The organism is Pseudomonadota bacterium (genome assembly GCA_038533575.1).
Classification (GTDB): Bacteria; Pseudomonadota; Alphaproteobacteria; order Rhodobacterales; family Rhodobacteraceae; genus Shimia_B.
Genome location: JBCAYL010000001.1, coordinates 390,845 through 410,164, shown reverse-complemented (window position 1 = coordinate 410,164; position 19,320 = coordinate 390,845). Strand labels below are relative to the sequence as shown.

Sequence of the window (19,320 nt, the reverse complement as noted above, 5' to 3'; positions counted from 1 at the left end):
ATCGAATTATCTTGAATCAATATAACGCGGGGGTATGTTTTCCCTGCCCATGAAGATCGATCCCCGACATCTCGAAATCCTGGCCGCGATCGTGGATTGCGGCGGGCTGTCCGAAGGCGCCGCCTCCATCGGCAAGTCGCAGCCCAGCGTCTCCCGGTCGCTCGGCATCCTCGAGGAGCGCCTGGGAACGAAGCTTTTCGCGGCGGGCAAGCGCCCGTTGCAACCCACCGAGCTCTGCCTCGCGCTGGCCCAGCACGGGCGCGCGGTGCGCACGGCCAATCGGGCCGCGGGCGAGACTGTGGCGCAGTTCAAGACGGGCCGCAGCGGGGCGGTCCGCGTCGCGGGCACGCCGATCTTCATGGACGGTGTCGTCTCTCCCATGCTCGCGGGCTTCCAGGCGAAGTTCCCCGCCATCCGCATCGACACGAGCTACGGCTACGTGGATGACATCCTCGCGCAGCTCGAACAGGGCGCGCAGGACCTCGGGATCGTCCCGATCACGGAGGCACGGCTGCCCCCCGGCATGATGGTGCAGCGCATTCTACCCGGGCGGAACGTCATCGCCTGCCGTGTCGGGCATCCGCTCACGCGCGGCACATCTCTCAGGGTCGCCGATATCGCCAAGTTCCCCTGGGTCGCGCCCCCGCCCACGAGCCCGCTCTACCAGGATCTCCGCGATGCGCTGCAGCGGATCGGCATGTCCGACTTCAAGGTAAGCTTCTCAGGCGGCACGCTGTCCTCGGTGGCCAATGTGATCCAGGAATCCGACGCGCTGACGGTCCTCCCCTACTCGGTCGTCTTCAACATGCGGCGGCGACGGCAGCTCGAAGCGCTCTCCATCCGCATCGGGGATCCGGACAGGCACCTCTATCTCATCGGGCCGCTGAAGGGGCAGGCCCCGCCCCCGGTCGAGCGCCTCTTCAAGTTCGTAAAACGCGAATTCGATGTCTTCTCGGATCTCGTGGTGCGCAAGGAGCGCGGACTGCTCTGGCAAGGCTGAGCGTGGTTTCCGGGACCTTATGCCCGCAGGATCAAAGCTCTCTCCCCGCCCGGCGCTCGGACCAGCGCAGATAGGCAGCAGCGCCCAGCTCAGCGACCGGGGCCGGCGGCAGCTTGCTGGGAGGAGGCGCGGCGCGCGCACGTGCCAGGGGCGCAGATGCGATGCCGAGGGCGAGATCGGCCGCGAGCCCGCCCGCCAGGGTGCCCTTGGCGGTCCCGAGGCCATTCTGGCAGCAGGCGGCAAAAAGCCCCTCCTCCAGCTCCGACACCACCTGCACGTTGTTCCGGCTCAGGCAGAGCCGCCCGCCCCAGCGATACACCATCCCCACGCCCGCCAGCATCGGGAACCGGGCGCGGAAGGATCTGTCGTGATCCCGCGCCATGCGCGCGACGCGGGCCTCGCTGACCTCCATCGCGGGGTCGAAGGTGAAGCGATTGCGCACGACGATGCGCTCCCCGCCCGTGCCGGATATCCGGCGCACCGTGGTCCCCATGGGATCGGCGGAGGTGACGCCCCAGCGCGCGGCGCCGCCAAGCGCCGCGACCTCCTCTCCCGTCAACGCGCGCGTCATCGACGCGTAGGTGAAGACATGCATCAGACGGCCCTCGTGAAAGCCGAAGCTGTTGAGATGCCCGTTCACGGCGAGGATGACCTTGGGCGCGTGCACCTCGCCCTTCGGGCTCGTCGCGGCCCAGGCCCCCGACCGGCGCGACAGCCCGGTCACCGGGCTCTCCTCGTAGATCGAGAGCCTGTTGGAGCGCAGCCCCGTCGCGAGCCCTCGCACGAACATCGCGGGCTGGATCATGGCCGTCCCGGGCGTGAAAAGGCCGCTCTGGTAGTAGCCGAGCCCGGTCAAATCGCGCATCTGCGCGGCGTCGAGCATCTCGTGAGGTTCGTCGAGCGCCGCAAGATGCCGCGCGAACCGCAGATTGTGGTCGTGCCCTTTCTCCGTGGCGGCCGCGTTGATCTTGCCCGAGAGCGTGAAAGCTTCCTCCGTCAGGCCGAACTCCTCGGACATGGCGCGGGCATGGGCGATGCCTGTCCTGTTATCCTCGATCTGCGCGCGATCTTCCTCCACCGCGCCACTGTAATCATCCGACGTCAGGTCATGGGGCAGATCGATCATGAAACCCGTGTTGCGCCCGGCGGGCCCCTCCCCCACGCGCACGGCATCGAGCACGACGATCCTGTCGCCCGGCGCGCGCTTGGAGAGCCTGTGCGCCGCTGCGAGCCCGGCGAAGCCCGCGCCGATGACGAGCCAGTCGGCGGTCAGGGTGCCCTCAAGGCGTTCGGCCGCGGCGGGCTCCGGAAGGAGCCTGTTCCACCCGGCCGGGCCCGGGTCGACAGGGAGCCGGCGCACGCGGACCATCAATAGTCCTGGTTCAGCGCGTCGGCGGCAGGGATCTCCCGCTCCCTGCGCGCGATAAAGTCGCGCAGCGCCTCATCGGTCGCCACGTCGAGCTTGGGCTCTTCGTACTCGTCAAGGAGCGCCTTTGCCCGCCTCAGCGCGCGCGCTGTGATCTCGACGGCGCCTTCCGCCTGCCACTGCTCGATGGAATTGTTGTCGAACATCTCCGGCATGAAGAATGCCTTCTGGAAATGATCCAGCGGGTGAGGATGCCCGAGAAAGTGCCCGCCGGGCCCGACATCGCCAACCGCCGCGAGCGCGGCCTCGAAATCCGTCCAATCGACGCCCTCGGCCATCCGGTAACCCATGGCGCACATCTCCGCATCCACGACGAACTTCGCCATCGAGCAATGCATGCCGGCCTCGTTCCAACCGGCCGAATGCCAGATGTAATTCGCCCCGGCCATCAGGACGGCGTTCAGCGTCATCGCGCTCTCATAGCCTGCCTGCGCGTCGAAGGTCTTTGCGCCGCCGAGCGTGTTGGAGGTGCGCCAGGGCACGCCATAGTGCCGCGCCATCTGCCCGATCATGAAATTCATCAAGCTGATCTCCGGCGTCCCGGCCATGGGCGCGCCGGATTTCATGCTGACGGTGGAGAGGTAATGGCCGTAGATCGCCGGCGCGCCCTTGCGGATCACCTGCGTGTAGGCCAGCGCGCTGAGCGCTTCGGCGTTGAGCTGTGCCACGGTGGCCGGCACGCTCGCTGGCGTGTTGGCCCCGCCGAGCACGAAGGGCGAGCAGAGCACGGGCTGGTTGCGCCGACTGAAGGCACGCAGGGCCCCGAGCATCGTCTCATCCCAGACGAGCGGCGAGTTGCCATTGCAGTTGCCGGTGACGACGGGGTGACTGTCGATGACGTCGTCACCGAAGAGGATGGCAGCCATGGCGATGACGTCTTCCGCGTTCTTCGGGCTCGTCGTCATGCCCATGAAGGTCTTGTCGGAGTACTTCATCGACGAATACGTGATGCGCAGATGCCGCTGGCTGATCGGGTGATCGAACGGCTCGACGATGTGATGCGCGCTGGAATGGATCGCGGGCAGCATGTGGCTGAGCTTGTGGAAATTCGCGAGATCATCAAGCGTAGGATTCCGGCGGACATCCTCGAGATCGCGCAGGTAGGGCGCGCCCGTCATCGGCACGAAGATCGCGTGATCGCCGCCGAAGGGCAGCGCATTGGCTGGGTTGCGTGCGTGGATGGTAAAGCGCTCTGGAATGGTCGCGATGAGCTCGCGCACGAGGCCCCGGTCGAGATAGACCCGCTCCCCCGAAACCTTGGCCCCGGCCCGCCGCCAGTCGTCGAGCGCGACCGGATCCCGGAACTGGACCCCGACGGTCTCCAGGATATCCATGGAGGCGGCGTCGATCCTTTCTACCTGCTCGGGGCTGAGCGGCTCAGTGAGCGGCAGCTTGCGCTTGAGCGCGGGCAGCATCGTGATGTCCCGCGTCTGCCGCGCCGCGCGCCGCGCGCCCCGCCCGCGCCGGGCCGTTCCCACCGCATCGACACTCATGAAAGGACGTCCCCGTCGGCGGGATCGGTCAGGTCGATCCAGATCGTTTTGACTTCGGTGTACTGGTCATGGGCGTGAAGGCCGTTGTCGCGCCCGCCGAAGCCCGATTGCTTGTAGCCGCCGAAAGGCGTCGCGATGCTGCCCTCTCCGTAACAGTTCACGGTGACGGTCCCGGCGCGAAGATCGCGGGCCGCGCGGAGCGCGTTACGCCCGCCCCCCGAAAAAACGGACGCCGCCAGTCCGTAGGACGTATCGTTGGCGACCTGCACCGCCTCGTCGTTGCTGGCCACCTCGATGACACTCAGGACCGGGCCGAAGATTTCCTCACGCGCCACGGCATCCGATGGCGTGGCCTCGAGGATCACGGGCGCCACGAAAGGCCCGTCCCCGTCTCCGCCCAGATAGCCGCGGACCTTCGCACAGTGGCTGGCATCGATGAGGGCGCCGATATGGGTTGCCGGATCGAGCGGATCTCCCACCCGCCAGTCCCGCAGCCACGCCTCGATGCGCGCCATGAGCGCTGGTTTCACGTCTCGGTGGACGATGAGGCGTGAGGTCGCCGAGCAGTTCTGCCCCGCGTTCCAGAAGGCTGCGTTCACGATGTGCCCGGCGACATGGTCGAGGTTCTCGGCGTCGTCGAAAACGACCGCCGGGTTCTTGCCACCGCATTCGAGGACGACCTTCTTCAGGTTGCTCTCGGCGGCATGCTTGAGAAAGAGCCGCCCCGTATCCGTCGAGCCCGTGAAGCTCACCATGTCGACATGCCCATGGCGCCCCAGCGGCTCGCCCACGGTGGGACCATCGCCCGGGAGCACCTGTAGGACGCCGCGCGGCACGCCGGCCTCATGGGCAAGTTCGGCCACGCGAAGCGCCGTGAGGCTCGTCTGCTCGGCGGGTTTCACGATCACGGAGCATCCCGCTGCCAGGGCCGGCCCGATCTTCCAGGCGAGCATCATCAGCGGGAAATTCCATGGCAGGATGGCCGCGACGACGCCGATGGGCTCACGCACGATGATCCCGAGCGCCCCGTCGCCAGTGGGCGCGGTCTGGTCGTAGAGCTTGTCGATGGCCTCCGCGTGCCACTTCAGGCAATGGATTGTCTCGGGTAGGTCGATGGTCTCGCAATCGAGGATCGGCTTCCCGGACTCCACGCTTTCCATCACCGCCAACGCACGACGCTCGCGCGTCAGGAGCTTGCAGAGGCGGATGAGCACGTCCTTGCGCGCCTCGGGATCGCGCTTTGACCATAGCCCCTGGTCGAAGGCCTCCCGCGCCTTGGCGACGGCGAGGTCCACGTCCGCCGCGCTCGCGGTCGCGATCGTCGTGATCTCCTCGCCCGTCGCCGGGTTGAGCGTCGCCATCATGGGCCCGCGTCCCCGCTGGAACTTGCCGTCGATGAACGGGCTCCGCGGCAGGTCGAGGCTCTGCGCTAGGGCCCGGTATTCCCCGTGGGTCAAGAGATCGGTCATTGGGCGCTCCCCATGATATGTGCGATGGCGGTGTCCATGGTGCGGATCACCTCGGCGAGTTCGCGTTTGTCGTCCTTGTTGAGCGGCTGAAGCGGCCGGCGCGGCGGCCCGGCCTCGATGCCACGCATCGTGAGCCCGTACTTGATGCATTGCACGAACTTGCCGCCCTGCTCGAGCACGCGCATGAGCGGCAGCATGGCCGACATGATGGCACGGCCCTTGGCGAAATCGCCTTCCACCGCGCAGGCTTCGTAGAGCGCGATATGCGCCTCGGGCGCGAAGTTTGACCCGGCGCAGACCCAACTGCGCGCGCCCCAGGCAAAGAACTCGAGCGCCTGGTCGTCCATCCCGCAGGACAGCGCGATCTGCGGATAGTCGCGCGCGAGCATGTGCAGACGGTTCGGGTCGCCCGAGCTTTCCTTGATCGCGCGGAAATTCGGCGACCGTCCGAGCCGGTCGAGGCAGGCCTCATCCATGTTCACGCTCATGCGCCCGGGATAATTGTAGAGCATGACGGGGAGGTTTGCTGCCCGGTCCACGGCCAGAGCATGGAGCGCGATTTCCCGGCCCGTCGGATAGGCATAGGGCGGCGTGGCGACGAGGAGCGCGTCCGCGCCGATCTCGCGGGCGGCGCGGGCGTAGGCGATGCTGTCTTCCGTCCGGATCGCGCCCGTGCCCACGATCATCGGGACGCGCCCTGCGATGAGCGCCCTGCAGCGGGCCATCATGTCGATGCGTTCCTCGCTGGACTGCGCGTAGTATTCGCCTGTCGTCCCGGCCACGATGATCCCATGCACCCCCGCGCCGACGAGGTGCTCCACAATCCGCGCCAGCGCCGCCTCGTCGAGAGAGAAATCCGCGCGATAAGGCGTCACCAGCGGGGTGTAGATGCCTTCAAACTGCATGGCCGTCATCCTTGGGTGCGGGCAGGTCCACGGGTAGCGGGTCCGGCCGGACGAACTCTTCCATGCGATCCCGGCTCAGATCCCAGTGCTGGAGCGTGAGATCGACCACCATCTCCGAGTCCTGCGCTGCGATAGCCGCGATCATCGCAGCGTGCTGCGCGACCGCCCGGCGCACCATGCGCGCCTCCGACGGGGCGGCGGGCCGGTAGAACGTCTGGCTCATCCGGGTGTGATCGATCTGGAGGCGGGCGAGCGCCGCCGAGAGGTAGGGATTGTGGGCCATGTTGCCGATCAATGCGTGGAAATCGTGATTGGCAATGGCGGCCTCGGCCGGATCCTCCTCCAGCGTCGCCGCGGTGAAGCGGGCCTGCGTGGCCTTCAGCGCCTCGAGCTGGCGCGTCGTACGGTTCTCGGCAGCCAGCCGCGCGATGTTGGCATAGACCATCGGGGCGGTCTGGAAGAACGTCCGCAAGACAGCGAGATCCATGGAGGCCACTTTCGCGCCCCGGTTCTCGCTTATGACGACGTACCCCTCCCCCTGTAATCGTTGAAGGACCTCCCGCAGGGGCGTCCGCGACATGCCATACCGCGCGGAAAGCGCGACCTCGTCGAGGTCGAGCCCCGGCGCGAGATCGGTGGACAAAACGCGCAGGCGCAGATCTTTCAGGCAGTCGGCTTTGTTGGTCTTGGGCATGGGTGCACTAAATTGTATGCAAGTTGTATACATATTCCTCGCCGTCACACCAAGCCTTCATTCGGGCCGTCGTCGGCAATGACGAGTTGCGGGACAAAGGGCAGTCGGCACTCGGCCGCAGAACGGCTGCCCGCGTCCATCGATGAGCTCTCCATGATCCCGGCTCAGTCGTGCTCCAGCCGATCACGCCATCCCCGTTTTCGACGCCTCGGATCCCACTGCGAGGCTCAAATTCGTTGCGCCGCGGCGACGCCCCTGTCTAAGCTTATCCAAGCGATTTTTAAGACACGTTTAGCAGCCCAGGCTGCGGGGTGATGCTTCGATGATGAGATTTGTTTTCGGATTGATTTGCGCGGCGTTCATGGCCGTGGGAGGTGCCTCGACACCCTCCAGCGCACAACAGGCCCCGACCGGGAGCGGGTTCGCGACAAAGCTCGATATCCTCGGGCTCGCGCGCTCGCAAAACCTGCAGGCGCCCTATCCCCGTGCGCTCTATGCCTGGATCCAGGCCAATCCCCAGCGCTTTCAGGATCCCAATTTCTACGTCAATTTCATCGCCTACCTCCTGTCCACCGCCGATGGCATCAGGTGCGACCGGGCGTTTGCCAATGAATTCGAGCGCAATGACTTCTTCAACGGGGTCTTCCAGTACCAGCAGGCGCTTGCGGGGATCATCTCCTCGGCCCGCCTATCGCAGCGCTACGACCGGCATTTCGGGATCGATACCGGGCAGTACGTCTTCGAAACCCAGACGCTCCCGATCCAGCGCGTGCGTGGGCTCGACGCAGGCCTTGGCAGCAACATTTCCGCCACGAACGGGAGAACGACGCCCAGCAACTGCGCGCGCCAGATCTTCCAAGGGACGCCTGTGGACGCCGAGGCCTTCCCCTGGCGCTTCACGGTCGTCGATGAGAATATCCGACCCAACGCGCCCAGCTTTCCGTTCCCCGACAAATTACAACTGCCCGCCAGCGACGCGCGGACGATATTCGAGACCTTCGGGCGCGATCTGTTTGCGATCGTCAGCTACCAATTCGTGGCGGCCAACAACGGCGAGTACAAGATCCAGGCCTTCCCAACAGACGCGACGCTCTTCGGCCTGTCGGCCTCCTCGGTGGTGCGGATCCTCGAGTTCCGCCATCCGCAGGTCGGCGGTGCGCCGCGCCTCGACATCACAACGCCCATGAAGCTGCGAGCCTCCTCGATATCCCTCGCGGCCACCATCAACTTCGAGCAGCAGGATTTTCGCGCCGTGGGGACGGGAACCCGCACGCAGGCGGCCACAGGCTTCGCGCCCGTGTCCAGCGTTCCGCTATCCGGCACGGCCGCGGTGGGACACTCGTCCTTCATCCTGCGGCTTGAGTTGCCGGGGTATAACGCTGAATTGCCCGGCCTTCTTCCTTACTGGGGAGATGAAACGCCCACGACGCGCTACGCGACCGTGTTCGGAAAGGTGGATTTGGGCGTGGAAGGCGTGGGGCAGCAGCGCTTCCGTGGCACACTCAAGATTCTAGAGAACGTGCCCCAGCGTGGATGGACGACCTCCCCCGCTGTCCCCTTCAGGGGTAGCTTCGAGCCAGAACCAGTGGCCTCCAACGAACCCGCGGCACCTGCAGCTCCAGCAGCGCCCCTCGTTGAAGACGCGGCGCCGGCCCCGGCCGCCGCAGGCCAAGACGGCTGAAAGGAAAAAGCGCCGCTCGGTGGCGGCGCTTTTCAAGCTTTAAGGAAAGATCAATTGCTCGGCGGCGCGAAGAGCATTTGCCCCGTGGGCTGCTCGGGGACACCCCCCGTCGCCGGCGCTCCAAAGACCGGCTGCTGCACACCCGCCCCGGCCTGACCGCCCACGAGGATCTGGGGCGCGGTCGATTGCGGGACAGCAGGTGCCGGCGCTGCGGGCGCGGGCTGTTGCCCCGCGCCACCACCGCTGAAGATATCGAGGGTCGATGCCGGAGCTTGCTGCTGCATCGGAGGCTGCGCGTTCAGTTGGCCGCCTTGCGGGGCAAACTGATTACCCTGTGCCTGCGGCGCCACGCCGAAGGTCTGCTGCACAGGAGCCTGGCCGGTGCCAAACGTCCCGGCCTGCTGCCCCTGAGGAACACCGAATGTGCCCTGCTGCATTTGAGCGGGCGGTGCTGCGCCGAAGACCGGCTGCTGCCCGCCTTGTTGCGTTGCGCCGAAGCCGCCCTGCTGGGGCACTGTGCCGAAGGCCGCCTGCTGCCCCTGTTGTGGAGTCCCGAAGCCGCCTTGCTGAGGCACCGCGCCGAACACGGCCTGCTGCCCTTGCTGTGGTACTACGGCGCCGAATGTGCCCTGCTGCTGTTGAGGCGCGCCGAAGAGGGCCTGCTGGCCTCCCTGTGGCGCCCCGAACCCTTGCTGAGGCGTTCCAAACCCCGCTTGCGGCGCGGCTCCGAAAGTCGCTTGCTGCGTGGGCGCTGAACCGAATGGCGATTGCTGCTGCGGCGCGCCGAAGGGAGAGGCGGCCATCTGCCCCGAGGCCTCGGTCTGCAAGTAGGTCGGAGACCCGAGCCCCGCCGCCTGCCGTGCAAGCACGAGCGTCTGGACCGGGGTCAGCTGCCCTTGGGCGAAGCCTTGGGACGCCAGAAAGGCCGTCGTGCCGCCCCGTGTGCCGGGGCCCTGCTGGCCGTCGATGCCACCGCGATAGTAGCCGAGGCGCTGGAGCCCTTCCTGCAGCAGCACGACCTCGTTGCGGTTGAGCGGGCGCGCCGCGAAGGTCACGGGTGCCCCGGCGGCACCACTCACGAGTGCCACGTATTGCGCTCGGGTCAACTGCCCGGTCTGCGCCTCACCCCGGCTCGCCTGCCACTGACCGATCACGCGCCGGCTGTTCTGGCCGAGAATGCCGTCGATGGTGCCGATCGCATAGCCCTGGTTGGCAAGGGCGGATTGGATCTCGACACGCTCGGCCCGCGAAAACTGGCTGTTGAGGCTGGGGGCCTGCTGCCGCACGACGCGCCGGGTGGTCTGCTGGTTGGATTGTCGATTGCTGCGGACCGCCTCGCTGGCAATGGCGCCGAGAACCGCGCCGAGGAATACGTCCTTGCCATCCGCATGGGCCGGCGCGCCGTCGAGCCCTGACACAAGGGCGGCAAAAGCCGCGACGCTCAGATATTTCTTCATGAGAACCTCCGAAACTCAAATAACTTGCCCTTGGTTACCATCCCGCCCTCACTCTGGTCCAAGACTTTCATCGACGTCGGGGGCATCCAATGCGTCCCTCTTGGTCCTGCCGCTTTGCTGGGCGCGCGCCTGCTGCCCCTTGTCCGGCAGATACGTCCTGAGGATCGCAAGGATCGTAGCCACGAGGCCGAGCACTGTCGCCACCGCCACGGGCACCGCATCCGCCGCAAGGCGCGCGGTCCAGGGTGGGATGATGTCGGTGGGCTGTCCCCCCACCCGCGTGAAGACGACCGCGCCGAAGAAGGGCTCCGTCGTGACGACGACGTCGAAGGCTCGGTTGCGGAGATCGAGATCGGTCAGGAAGGCACGGGAGACCGGCGCGTCGCTGTCATCCTGGGCTGAGGTCACACCGGCGATCCGCGCCCAGAGCGGCGGCGCATGGCGCTCGAAGCTCACCCGGTCTCCCGGCAGAAAGGTGGCGTTGGCCACCACCGGGGGAGACTGACCCGGCCGCAGTGTCTGACGGCTTTCGTAGCTGCCCGCGCGCAAGAGATGCGTGTTCGCCGTCGTGGAGGGCCCGCCCACGATCACGTAGCCTCGCAGGGCCAGAACCGTGCGCTCGCCCTCCGTGAAGTAGGGTATGCGCAGAATGCTCCCGGAGAGAACGAGCGCCTGCTTTGCACGGCCACCATCCTCGAAATCAATTGCAACTTGCGGTGTTTGTTCCGTCCCCTGCCCGTCCTCCGATGGTACGGTGGGAGGAAAAGTCACCCCGACTTCCACGTAGTCGTCGTCAAAGGCCCGAAACTCCAGGCGATAGCCCTCGGGCCAGGCCACCGTCGCGGCGCGCAGCTTTTTTATCCCCTCGCTGGCGTCTTGCTCGTCCGCTTCCGTAGATGCACCGCCTGCGGGCGCATCATCGCATTGGGGAACAACGGAGCGGGATTCTATGGAGTCGTCGTTCGACGTTCCTGCGTCCGCCTCGGACGCTTCCTGCTGGGTAGGCGCATTCGCCAAGAGACCTCCGGAGGACACGGCCGCCGCTTCGGGCGGATGACAGATCAGGATTTCCGGCAGATCCCAGACGAGCTGGTTGGAGGTCACCTCCACCACGAGCCGCTCGGTCGATGCGGACACGGAGATCGCCTGCTCACGCTCCGGCACGTAGTAGAGAAGGATACCGAAGAAGGCGAAAAGCGTGATCAAACGCGCCGCGCCGCCGGTGATCGGCCACCGCAGGAGATCGAGGAGAAGCCTCCGCCCGTCCCCCACCAGTTTGGCGACGGGATTAGCGATCGGGTCGGCCCAAATGGAGGTTGGCCCGCCGCACGGCGGAGGGCTCTCCCCGGTAGATGCGGGTATAGGAGAACTCGATGAGGTTGCCGTGCATGCCTCTGATCACGTCCGGGGACATGATCAGGCGACATTCGAAGTTGTAAGCCAGCGCCTCCGGAGCGTTGATCTTGCTGCAGGGCACCGCCGCGCTGACAGGCGCGCCTCCCGGAGCACTTGGCAGCAGCACTGCCTGGGCCTGCAAGCTGTCCGCACGGGACACATTGATCAAAAGGACGAGTGTCGCGTTTTGATCTGCGTCCAGTTTCGGCTCGCCCGCCTGGTTCCAGAAATTCACGTAAAAATCGCGGGGCTTTCCCGCCAACTGGGGAACGTCGCCCTCGCAGGGGCCGCGCTCAACGACCACGCCGCCAGTCTCAGGCGTGTTGGCAAGGGCGAGATCGCTCTGCTGATCGTACGTGAGCATGCGCTGCGTCCCGGCGTTCGCGTTCGCCTCAATGTCGAACTCGACCATCGCCGAATAGTCCCCGGCCATCGAGGTGATCCGGGCGCAAACCAATGGCACCTCGGCGCCCGCGGGCAAGAACGCGTGGATTTGTGGCTTCTCGAGCGTCTGCAGGGTTGTTCCGAGCACGTGGAGCCCGCGCAACCATCCCGCTTTCGAAATGAGCGTGCGGTCCTGCTCCGCCTCAGCCACTACTTTTCCAGAGATCGCTTCCACCTGCTGGGCCTGCGACACAGCGGAGCCGGCAAGGACGCAAAGAAATGTTGCAATCAAGGCGCGCATTTGCGGACATCCTCAAAATACTGAATGGAATATGCGCATTAAGGCCGAAGCCATGGGATTACGGAAGCATTTTCTTGCGATAGCCGTGGCTACTGCCATGGCCGTGCCCGGCGCGCGGGCGGCGGATGTGGCACTGGTGGATGACGGCCTCGGTCAGGCGCTTCTCTTTGTTCATAATGGCCTCTGTTACGCGGCCTTGCCCAATCATGTCTCTGTCCAGCGGGACCGAGTGGCACTTGCCGTGCCCAATCCGCGCCAGGCCGGTGCGGCAGAGATCTTTTGGCGCGACCCCGAGACCGATCTTGCCCTCGCCTTTGTTGAGGGCGATCTCGCCGGGCGATGCACGATCGAGCTCAGCGCGCTGGGCCGCGATATCTCAGGCATCCTGCAATCCAACGAGACCGGGCTGGTGAAGAGTGTCCATAGCGGCGGCGGCTTCTTCGACCGCATGGGCGTGTCGCTGGTGGATGTGCGGGCCAACGCCTTCTACACCGTGATGAACGATGCAGGCGTCGAGGGAGAGCTCACTCAGGGTTTTTCCGGGTCTGTCGTCAGCGTCGGCGGCGTCCTCGCGGGGATCGCCCTTTCCAATGATCCCGACACGCAACAGGCGAGGTTCTTGCGCATGGACAGGGTCTCGGCGCTCGCCCGCGCCAACCTCTCCGGAAATCACCCCGCCACACGCGCCATACCGGATAGCGGGACGGGCGGCGCGGGCTTCAGGGTCACGGCCTTCGAGGGGGGCGGTCAAACCGGCGCGACCGCGCTCGAGCCCGGGTCCCTGACCTCACCTTGGATCGCGGACTGGCCCGGACGCCCCATTTCATTCGAGATCACGCTGTCGCAAAGCGCGCTCGTGCCGGTCAACCTCATCGCGCTGCGGACCCAGCCCGCGGAGGCCACGACACCGCCGCGCCGCATCGTCATCGAGGTGGACCGTGGCCTGCCCGGCGCCGCCTTCTGGACGCCGCTCGCCGCGCCTGACATGTCGCCCACCGGCACATTTGATCTTCGCACCGGCGGCACGGTCGCCCGCCGCGTGCGGGTCTCGATCATGGACGTGTGGTTCGCGGACCGCCCGCTCAGGCTCGATACGCTCTGGGTCGAGTGATCACTGCTTGAGGTCGATCTGAATTTGGACCGTCTCGTTTTGCTCGTGGGTCATGGTTCCACGGAGCACGCCGTCATTTCCGAGAGTGGAGGTCGCGTTTATGCTATTGTACGACCCGCCAGACAGTTCGATCTGAACGGTATTACCCACTTGGCGAAACGCGCATGCACGCTCAGTTCCCCAACATGAGTCATTGACTGCTGCTGGGACGGGGATCAGGAACTCACCAACTCTCCCGGTGAATACGCCGCCGTATTCCTCCACGAACTTTGTCATTTGTTCATAGGTTTCGCCGGTCCCTGCCATTTGCACCCGCAGCGTGGTCCCGGCATCGAAAATCGCCTTGATCGCTGCCTCACGCATGACGGGGTTGGTTGAAAAGAGCGCGTGCTCCTTCGCGATCCTCTGGAGCGCCGGATCGGGGTTCTTCAGCATTTGCTGGATCATCGCGTATTGGAACCGGGGGTCCGGGTTCTGGAGCGCCTCCTGGTAGCGCGCGATGTCGCCCACCGCTGCCTGGGCCGCTGCCACCGTCTCCTCGAAGGTCTGGGACGACGCGCTCCCGCATGCGAGGATCGCGATCACCAAGAAAAGTTGACGCATCTTTTTAATCATCCTTTCGCTTCAATGGACTGTGCCGGGGCGAATGACGCCCATGCGAGCAATGGCCTCACTCTGCCGACGTCTCGCGAGAAATCCTACCCCGTTTTCTTAGTCCGGGCCTGCCCTTGATCCTTGCGCCTGCCGGGCCAAGCCCGCCGCCCGAAAACATCTTTGGCGAAGAGGGCGCGATGGGGCGGGCGCTAGGGCTTGCGGAAGGTCCGCTCGAGGCCATCCCACACGTCGGGATAGGCGGTGTCGATCAGGTCGAGGTCCGAGGCGTAGGCCGTCGGATTCTGGACGTAGCGGGTCTCGAACATGAAGGCCATCGTGCCCGAGAGCTTCTCAGGCGCCAGCTCCTTCGTGCTGGCGGCCTCGAAGGCATCGGCATCCGGGCCATGGGCCACCAGCGCGTTGTGCAGCGACATGCCCCCGGGTTGGAAGCCTTCAGGCTTGGCGTCGTAGACGCCGTAGATCAGCCCCATGAACTCCGACATGACGTTCATGTGGTACCAGGGCGGGCGGAAGCTGTCCTCCATCACGAGCCACCGGTCCGGGAAGATCACGAAATCGCAATTGGCGGTGCCGAGGGTCTCGGACGGCGAGGTCAGCACCGTGAAGATCGACGGGTCCGGATGATCGAAGAGCGTCGCTCCCATGGGCGCAAAGCGGCGCAGATCGTACTTGTAGGGCGCGTAGTTCCCATGCCAGGCCACCACGTCGAACGGGGATTGCTGCAGCACCGTCCGGAAGAGCCGCCCGCCGGTCTTGCAGAAGAGATGGTGCTCGGTCTCGAGATCCTCGTAGGCGGCCACGGGAGAGAGAAAATCGCGCGCATTCGCGAGGCAGTTCGCGCCGATGGGGCCGCGCTCGGGCAGCACGAAGGCCTGCCCGTAATTCTCGCAGATATAGCCCCGGATCGGCCCCGCCACGAGCTCTACGCGAAAGCGGACCCCCTTCGGGATCACCACGATCTCGCCCGGCTCCGCGACGAGGATGCCGAACTCGGTGACAAAGCGCGCCGGGTTCTCCTGCGGGACGATCAGCATCTCGCCGTCCGCGTTCATGAAGGCGCGGTGACCCATGTCCTTGTTGGCGACATAGACGTGGCTCGCGATCCCGGCCTGCATGGCGGCATCACCGCTGGTGGTGATCGTGGCGAGCCCATCGAGGAAGTCGGTCGGCGCCTCGGGGATGGGGAGCGGCTGCCAGCGCAGCTGCATCGACGGCAGATCGCTTTCCCGCGCCGGGGCGGTGCGCAGGTTGCCCATGGGCACTTCCTCGAAGCCCCGGCCATGCTTGACCGAGGGCAGGATGCGGTAGAGCCAAGAGCGCTTGTTCTCGGCGCGGGGGGCGGTGAAGGCAGTGCCGGAGAGCTGCTCGGCATAGAGCCCGAGCGCGGGGCGCTGGGGCGAGTTCCGGCCGATGGGCAGCGCGCCCTCCTCGGCCTGGGTGGAGTGCGTATTGCCGAACCCGCTGAGGTAGCCGTAATCCGGCGCGGCGTCCTTGATCTCGCCACCCTTCAGGATGTGTTCCTCGATCTTGTGGTCAAAGCGTGACGTGTCGCTCATGGCAGCCTCCCGTGGCTGAAGGTTGGGCTCAATGATAGAGACAGGCTGTCTCTTTAGCCGGCCATTTGTCAAAGGCGGCGCGGGTCACGCTGCTGCGCGGTCTCGCTACTCGCTCGCTGAAGACGAGCACCGCACCAGAATGCCTAAGCGCGTGATTGACCTCTCCGGCAGCACAGGCGAGCGTCGCCCCATGAAGAAAGTCCCCTGCCCCTCCCCGCACGCACTCCTCAAATGCGCGCCGTGGTCGCTGCGCCCCGTTCGTTTCGCCCCCTGCAGAGGCGGCGCCGGCCGCGGGCCGCTGCATGCCGGGCGGGTCTAGCGCCATGAAGGCCTCCGTCGCCATCCTCGGTGTGAAGGGCGGCCCGGCCATCCGCCCGGGCTCCAACATGCCGACATCGATCCTGCTCCAGGTGGCGGGCCAGACGATCCTCGTCGATGCAGGCCTCGGGGCCGCGCGGGCGGTCTGCGATCAAGGCGTCTCCCTCGTGGACCTCGACGCGATCTTCATCACCCACCTGCATTCGGACCACTACCTCGAACTCGGCCCGCTGATTCACACGGCCTGGACGGCCGGTCGCCGCACGCCACTCGTGGTCTTCGGCCCCTCACGCCTCCCGCAGTACTGGGAGGGGTTTCTTGCCTCCATGCACGATGACATCGCCCTCAGGATCGAGGACGAAGGGCGCGTGGACCTCGCGGGGCTCATCAGCTTTCGCACCCTGCGGGACGGCGAGACCGTCCCGCTCGAGGGCCTCTTGGTGGACGTCATGCGCAATGTGCATCCCCCCATCGTCGAGAGTTTCGCCCTGCGCGTCTCGTGGGGCGCGCACGCGGTGGTCCTTTCCGGCGACACGGCTTTCATGCCGGAGATGGTGGACTTCGCCCGCGACGCCGACCTCCTCGTGCACGAGGCCATGCTGACCGAGGGCGTGGACCTCCTGATGGCGCGCATGACCAACGGCGACGACCGGCTGAAGGCGCACATCCTGCGAAGCCACACCGCCGCCGAGGATGTCGGACGCATCGCCAGCGCAGCCGGGGTCAAGGCGCTCGTACTCAACCACTTCGTGCCGGACGGATTTGCGGAGTTCACGGACGAGGCATGGGAAAAAGCCGTGAGGACAACGTGGGCGGGGCCACTGACGCTCGCCAAGGACGGCACGAGGCTCGTGATCGGCTAGCCCGGGGGCACGACCCCGGCCCGGCTCTCCCGGTCGAAAGCAAGGTGTTTCCAGCGGTCGCTCTCGAGGCTGGCGATCTCCAGCCGGCCCACCGGCACGATGACGCGCGCTATGTCGGCTGGCGTGGTCTCGTCCACCGTGCCCGTTTCCCAATCGTGGAGCGCGGATGAATAGCGCACGGCCGCGCCGCTCGCGGGCAAATCGAGCGTATCGCCTTCGGCGTAGAACCTTAGCCCGTCGCCCATCTCCTCCCCTACGATCGTGAGCTTCTTCCCGAGCCGATGCTTGAGGATCGCGACAAAGACGATGGCCGCGGAGAACGTGAACTTGTCCACGAGCACGGCGACGCCAGCGGGCCCCGCGCTTTCGACCACGGCCTCGATGAGCGGCATCGTCAGGAGGAAGTCGCCCCCGGTGTTGCCGCGCACATCGAGCACGACGCGCCTGTCGCGGTGGGCGCGGATCCAGGCGGCGGCTTTCCCGATGGCATCCGGGAGCGCGCGACGCCCCGGATCGAAGAAGCTCGGCAACTCAAGGATCACGCCAGCCTCTCCGCGCTCGTGGATCTCCGCGAACGCGCGCGGGCTCCAGCCGGGATCAGAGCGGCCGTGCTCGTTCCTCGGGTAGAGCTCGGAGGCCGGAACGGTCTCACCATGGCGCAGTTCGAGGGTGGTCTCCGCGCCGCCCGCGTCTTTTAGCCGGTACTGCGTGACATCGCCCGTCGATACTGCGCCCAGATGGGCCAAGGCAGCGGGCCAGGCCAGGAGAATGGGCCCGATCACGCGCTGTCTCTGTGGCGTTCCCGCAAGGAGCGGTGCCGCCGCGCGCTCGAACTCGGCCACGTCCATGCCGTTAACGGCGATGAGTGTCGACGGCACGGCATGCGCGCGCTGCCCCGCGGTCCGTGTCAGGACAACCGATGCGCCGATGGCCACGAAGCGGACCGGCAGCACCGAGATCGCGTCATTCGGAATGAGGCGCGTGTGGCCGTTGCCCGCGAGGGCCAGGAGTTGCATGGCAGACAGAAGAAACGGCTCCGTCGCCCCCTCTGCGGCCCGGGCCCGCACGTCCTCCATACTCGCGTCTAGCGTCGCCCGATCGACGCCGGCAAAGCTCGGATCGGTCTGTGTGACGACGTCCCGGACGCGTTCGAAGTCTTGCATGAGCGACACCTGTCGATCCTTGCGCGCGGGCCGCCCCCGAGTCCACCGCGTCGGTGCCACGCGCGAGATCGAGGACAGCGAATCTTGCGCGCGCGGCCCCAAGGCGCTTTGATGGCGGGATAAACTGGGAGGAAAACAATGATCCGTCGCTTTTTAGAAGCGGGCGCAGCGCTTGCCTTGGCCCTGCCGGCATTCGCTGCAAACGCAGACACGATCCGCTTTTGGACCACCGAAGAACAGCCTGAACGCCTGGCACGGCAAGAGGCCCTCGCTGCTCAGTTCGAGGCGGCCACGGGCACGTCCGTCGAGGTCATTCCGGTGACCGAAAGCGATCTCGGCACGCGTGCCACGGCAGCCTTCGCGGCAGGTGACCTGCCGGATGTCATCTACCACACGCTGCAATACGCGCTGCCCTGGGCAGAGGCGGGCATCCTCGACACCGACGCCGCCTCGGATGTCGTCGAAGCCCTGGGAAGCGGCACCTTCGCGCCCGGCGCGCTCGAGATGGCCGCCTACGAGGGCGGATACGCGTCCGTTCCGGTGGACGGCTGGACGCAAATGCTCGTCTACCGAGCGGACCTCTTCGAGGAAGCGGGCCTCGAGCCCCCCACCAGCTATGCCAACGTGCTTGCGGCCGTGGACGCACTCCACAATCCGCCGGAGATGTACGGCTTCGTGGCCGCGACGAAGGTCGACGAGAACTTCATGAGCCAGGTCCTCGAGCACGTGTTCCTGGCCAATGGCGTGTCACCGGTCGGGCCCGACGGGTTCCAGGCGCTCGATGAAGCCGCCACGACGGAGGTACTCGAGTTCTACAAGGCCATCGCCGAGGCATCGCCCCCGGGCGAGCTCTACTGGGATCAGTCGCGCTCGCTTTACTTTGCGGGCGACGCGGCGATGATCATCTGGTCGCCCTTCATCCTGGACGAGCTTGCGGGCCTGCGCGACAGCGCGCCGCCGACGATCAACGATGATCCGACGTCCTCCGAGCTGGCCAGCCGGACGGGGATCGTCACGAACTTCTCGGGCCCCTCGAACCCGGACGGCGCGGCATGGGCCGATATCCGGTATTTCGGCATCACCGCTGACGCGGACACCGATCTGGCCATGCAGTTCGTCGAGTTCTCGATGTCCGACGGCTACACGGAGACGCTCGCCATCGCGCCGGAAGGCAAGTTCCCCGTGCGGAACGGCACCGCCGACAATCCCACGGCCTTCGCCGATGCCTGGGCGCAGCTCGACGTGGGCATCGATCGCCGGGCCCCCCTCGGGGATCTCTATGAGGCCTCCATGATCGAAGAGATCGTGGGCGGCCTCGACGTGGCGCAGCGCTGGGGCGTGGCCGACGGGCAGCTCGCGCTGGCCAGCCGCATGATCAACAGCCAGGCCGTTAACCGCATCGTGCGCCAGTTCATCGACGGCGACATCGATGCCTCGGCGGCCGTGGCCGCCATGAACGAGGAACTGGGCGCGATCGAATAGCCCCTTC

At 66.2% G+C, this 19,320-nt stretch carries 16 protein-coding genes; 5 read left to right on the top strand and 11 right to left on the bottom strand.

The window, feature by feature from the left end:
- The first annotated feature begins 49 nt into the window (after positions 1 to 49).
- Positions 50 to 1,000: a LysR family transcriptional regulator gene (locus tag AAFM92_02170; GenBank protein ID MEL7299166.1), complete on the top strand. Its 951-nt coding sequence runs from the start codon at positions 50 to 52 to the stop codon at positions 998 to 1,000.
- A gap of 31 nt (positions 1,001 to 1,031) precedes the next feature.
- On the opposite strand, the gene AAFM92_02165 is transcribed toward AAFM92_02170, so the two are convergent.
- Genes AAFM92_02165 through AAFM92_02145 form a run of 5 tightly spaced genes read right to left on the bottom strand, consistent with a single transcriptional unit; the run spans position 1,032 to position 6,987 of the window.
- Positions 1,032 to 2,369 (bottom strand): FAD-binding oxidoreductase, encoded by a 1,338-nt coding sequence (locus tag AAFM92_02165; GenBank protein ID MEL7299165.1) that lies wholly within the window; start codon positions 2,367 to 2,369, stop codon positions 1,032 to 1,034.
- The gene (locus tag AAFM92_02160; GenBank protein MEL7299164.1) at positions 2,369 to 3,919 is read right to left on the bottom strand and encodes a trimethylamine methyltransferase family protein; all 1,551 of its coding nucleotides are present in this window, start codon (positions 3,917 to 3,919) and stop codon (positions 2,369 to 2,371) included. The genes AAFM92_02165 and AAFM92_02160 overlap by 1 nt, the downstream gene beginning before the upstream one ends.
- Positions 3,916 to 5,388, bottom strand: a complete 1,473-nt coding sequence (locus tag AAFM92_02155) for an aldehyde dehydrogenase (GenBank protein MEL7299163.1) — start codon at positions 5,386 to 5,388, stop codon at positions 3,916 to 3,918. Before AAFM92_02155 ends, AAFM92_02160 begins: the two co-directional genes overlap by 4 nt.
- A complete protein-coding gene (locus AAFM92_02150) occupies positions 5,385 to 6,293 on the bottom strand; it encodes a dihydrodipicolinate synthase family protein (protein MEL7299162.1) in 909 nt (302 codons plus the stop codon). Before AAFM92_02150 ends, AAFM92_02155 begins: the two co-directional genes overlap by 4 nt.
- Positions 6,283 to 6,987 carry a GntR family transcriptional regulator gene (locus AAFM92_02145; protein ID MEL7299161.1) on the bottom strand — a complete coding sequence of 235 codons (705 nt, stop codon included), beginning with the start codon at positions 6,985 to 6,987 and terminating at the stop codon, positions 6,283 to 6,285. Before AAFM92_02145 ends, AAFM92_02150 begins: the two co-directional genes overlap by 11 nt.
- 325 nt (positions 6,988 to 7,312) lie before the next feature.
- On the opposite strand from AAFM92_02145, the gene AAFM92_02140 reads away from it, so the two are divergent.
- Positions 7,313 to 8,668: a hypothetical protein gene (locus AAFM92_02140; protein ID MEL7299160.1), complete on the top strand. Its 1,356-nt coding sequence runs from the start codon at positions 7,313 to 7,315 to the stop codon at positions 8,666 to 8,668.
- 50 nt (positions 8,669 to 8,718) lie between these two features.
- On the opposite strand, the gene AAFM92_02135 is transcribed toward AAFM92_02140, so the two are convergent.
- The 3 genes from AAFM92_02135 to AAFM92_02125 are packed head-to-tail and all read right to left on the bottom strand — an operon-like array spanning position 8,719 to position 12,205.
- A complete protein-coding gene (locus tag AAFM92_02135) occupies positions 8,719 to 10,125 on the bottom strand; it encodes a peptidoglycan-binding protein (protein ID MEL7299159.1) in 1,407 nt (468 codons plus the stop codon).
- A 48-nt stretch (positions 10,126 to 10,173) separates the two neighbouring features.
- On the bottom strand, positions 10,174 to 11,397 hold the full coding sequence (locus AAFM92_02130) for a hypothetical protein (protein ID MEL7299158.1): 1,224 nt from the start codon (positions 11,395 to 11,397) through the stop codon (positions 10,174 to 10,176).
- Positions 11,398 to 11,413: 16 nt separating this feature from the next.
- Positions 11,414 to 12,205, bottom strand: a complete 792-nt coding sequence (locus AAFM92_02125; protein MEL7299157.1) for a hypothetical protein — start codon at positions 12,203 to 12,205, stop codon at positions 11,414 to 11,416.
- An 85-nt stretch (positions 12,206 to 12,290) separates the two neighbouring features.
- Between AAFM92_02125 and AAFM92_02120 the strand changes: the two genes are divergently transcribed.
- Entirely contained in the window at positions 12,291 to 13,316 is a 1,026-nt protein-coding gene (locus AAFM92_02120) for a hypothetical protein (GenBank protein ID MEL7299156.1), read from the top strand.
- On the opposite strand, the gene AAFM92_02115 is transcribed toward AAFM92_02120, so the two are convergent.
- Both AAFM92_02115 and hmgA read right to left on the bottom strand, forming a co-directional pair.
- A complete protein-coding gene (locus AAFM92_02115) occupies positions 13,317 to 13,919 on the bottom strand; it encodes a hypothetical protein (GenBank protein ID MEL7299155.1) in 603 nt (200 codons plus the stop codon). It abuts the gene before it with no gap.
- Positions 13,920 to 14,119: 200 nt separating this feature from the next.
- Entirely contained in the window at positions 14,120 to 15,487 is a 1,368-nt protein-coding gene (gene hmgA / locus AAFM92_02110) for a homogentisate 1,2-dioxygenase (protein MEL7299154.1), read from the bottom strand.
- A gap of 323 nt (positions 15,488 to 15,810) precedes the next feature.
- Here hmgA and AAFM92_02105 point away from each other — a divergent pair, with 323 nt between their 5' ends.
- Positions 15,811 to 16,668, top strand: coding sequence for an MBL fold metallo-hydrolase (locus AAFM92_02105; GenBank protein MEL7299153.1), 858 nt, complete (start codon positions 15,811 to 15,813; stop codon positions 16,666 to 16,668).
- On the opposite strand, the gene AAFM92_02100 is transcribed toward AAFM92_02105, so the two are convergent.
- Entirely contained in the window at positions 16,665 to 17,831 is a 1,167-nt protein-coding gene (locus AAFM92_02100; GenBank protein ID MEL7299152.1) for a peptidase S41, read from the bottom strand. The genes AAFM92_02105 and AAFM92_02100 overlap by 4 nt on opposite strands.
- A gap of 138 nt (positions 17,832 to 17,969) precedes the next feature.
- On the opposite strand from AAFM92_02100, the gene AAFM92_02095 reads away from it, so the two are divergent.
- Positions 17,970 to 19,313, top strand: coding sequence for an extracellular solute-binding protein (locus AAFM92_02095; GenBank protein ID MEL7299151.1), 1,344 nt, complete (start codon positions 17,970 to 17,972; stop codon positions 19,311 to 19,313).
- Positions 19,314 to 19,320: the final 7 nt, after the last annotated feature.

Excerpts from the sequence above, each read along its gene's own strand:
- AAFM92_02105 (MEL7299153.1), top strand. The coding sequence starts at position 15,811 with ATGAAGGCCTCCGTCGCCATCCTCGGTGTGAAGGGCGGCCCGGCCATC.
- AAFM92_02155 (MEL7299163.1), bottom strand. The coding sequence starts at position 5,388 with ATGACCGATCTCTTGACCCACGGGGAATACCGGGCCCTAGCGCAGAGC.
- AAFM92_02095 (MEL7299151.1), top strand. The coding sequence starts at position 17,970 with ATGATCCGTCGCTTTTTAGAAGCGGGCGCAGCGCTTGCCTTGGCCCTG.
- AAFM92_02115 (MEL7299155.1), bottom strand. The coding sequence starts at position 13,919 with ATGCGTCAACTTTTCTTGGTGATCGCGATCCTCGCATGCGGGAGCGCG.
- AAFM92_02140 (MEL7299160.1), top strand. The coding sequence starts at position 7,313 with ATGAGATTTGTTTTCGGATTGATTTGCGCGGCGTTCATGGCCGTGGGA.
- AAFM92_02150 (MEL7299162.1), bottom strand. The coding sequence starts at position 6,293 with ATGCAGTTTGAAGGCATCTACACCCCGCTGGTGACGCCTTATCGCGCG.
- hmgA (MEL7299154.1), bottom strand. The coding sequence starts at position 15,487 with ATGAGCGACACGTCACGCTTTGACCACAAGATCGAGGAACACATCCTG.
- AAFM92_02165 (MEL7299165.1), bottom strand. The coding sequence starts at position 2,369 with ATGGTCCGCGTGCGCCGGCTCCCTGTCGACCCGGGCCCGGCCGGGTGG.
- AAFM92_02100 (MEL7299152.1), bottom strand. The coding sequence starts at position 17,831 with ATGCAAGACTTCGAACGCGTCCGGGACGTCGTCACACAGACCGATCCG.
- AAFM92_02135 (MEL7299159.1), bottom strand. The coding sequence starts at position 10,125 with ATGAAGAAATATCTGAGCGTCGCGGCTTTTGCCGCCCTTGTGTCAGGG.
- AAFM92_02170 (MEL7299166.1), top strand. The coding sequence starts at position 50 with ATGAAGATCGATCCCCGACATCTCGAAATCCTGGCCGCGATCGTGGAT.
- AAFM92_02145 (MEL7299161.1), bottom strand. The coding sequence starts at position 6,987 with ATGCCCAAGACCAACAAAGCCGACTGCCTGAAAGATCTGCGCCTGCGC.
- AAFM92_02125 (MEL7299157.1), bottom strand. The coding sequence starts at position 12,205 with ATGCGCGCCTTGATTGCAACATTTCTTTGCGTCCTTGCCGGCTCCGCT.
- AAFM92_02160 (MEL7299164.1), bottom strand. The coding sequence starts at position 3,919 with ATGAGTGTCGATGCGGTGGGAACGGCCCGGCGCGGGCGGGGCGCGCGG.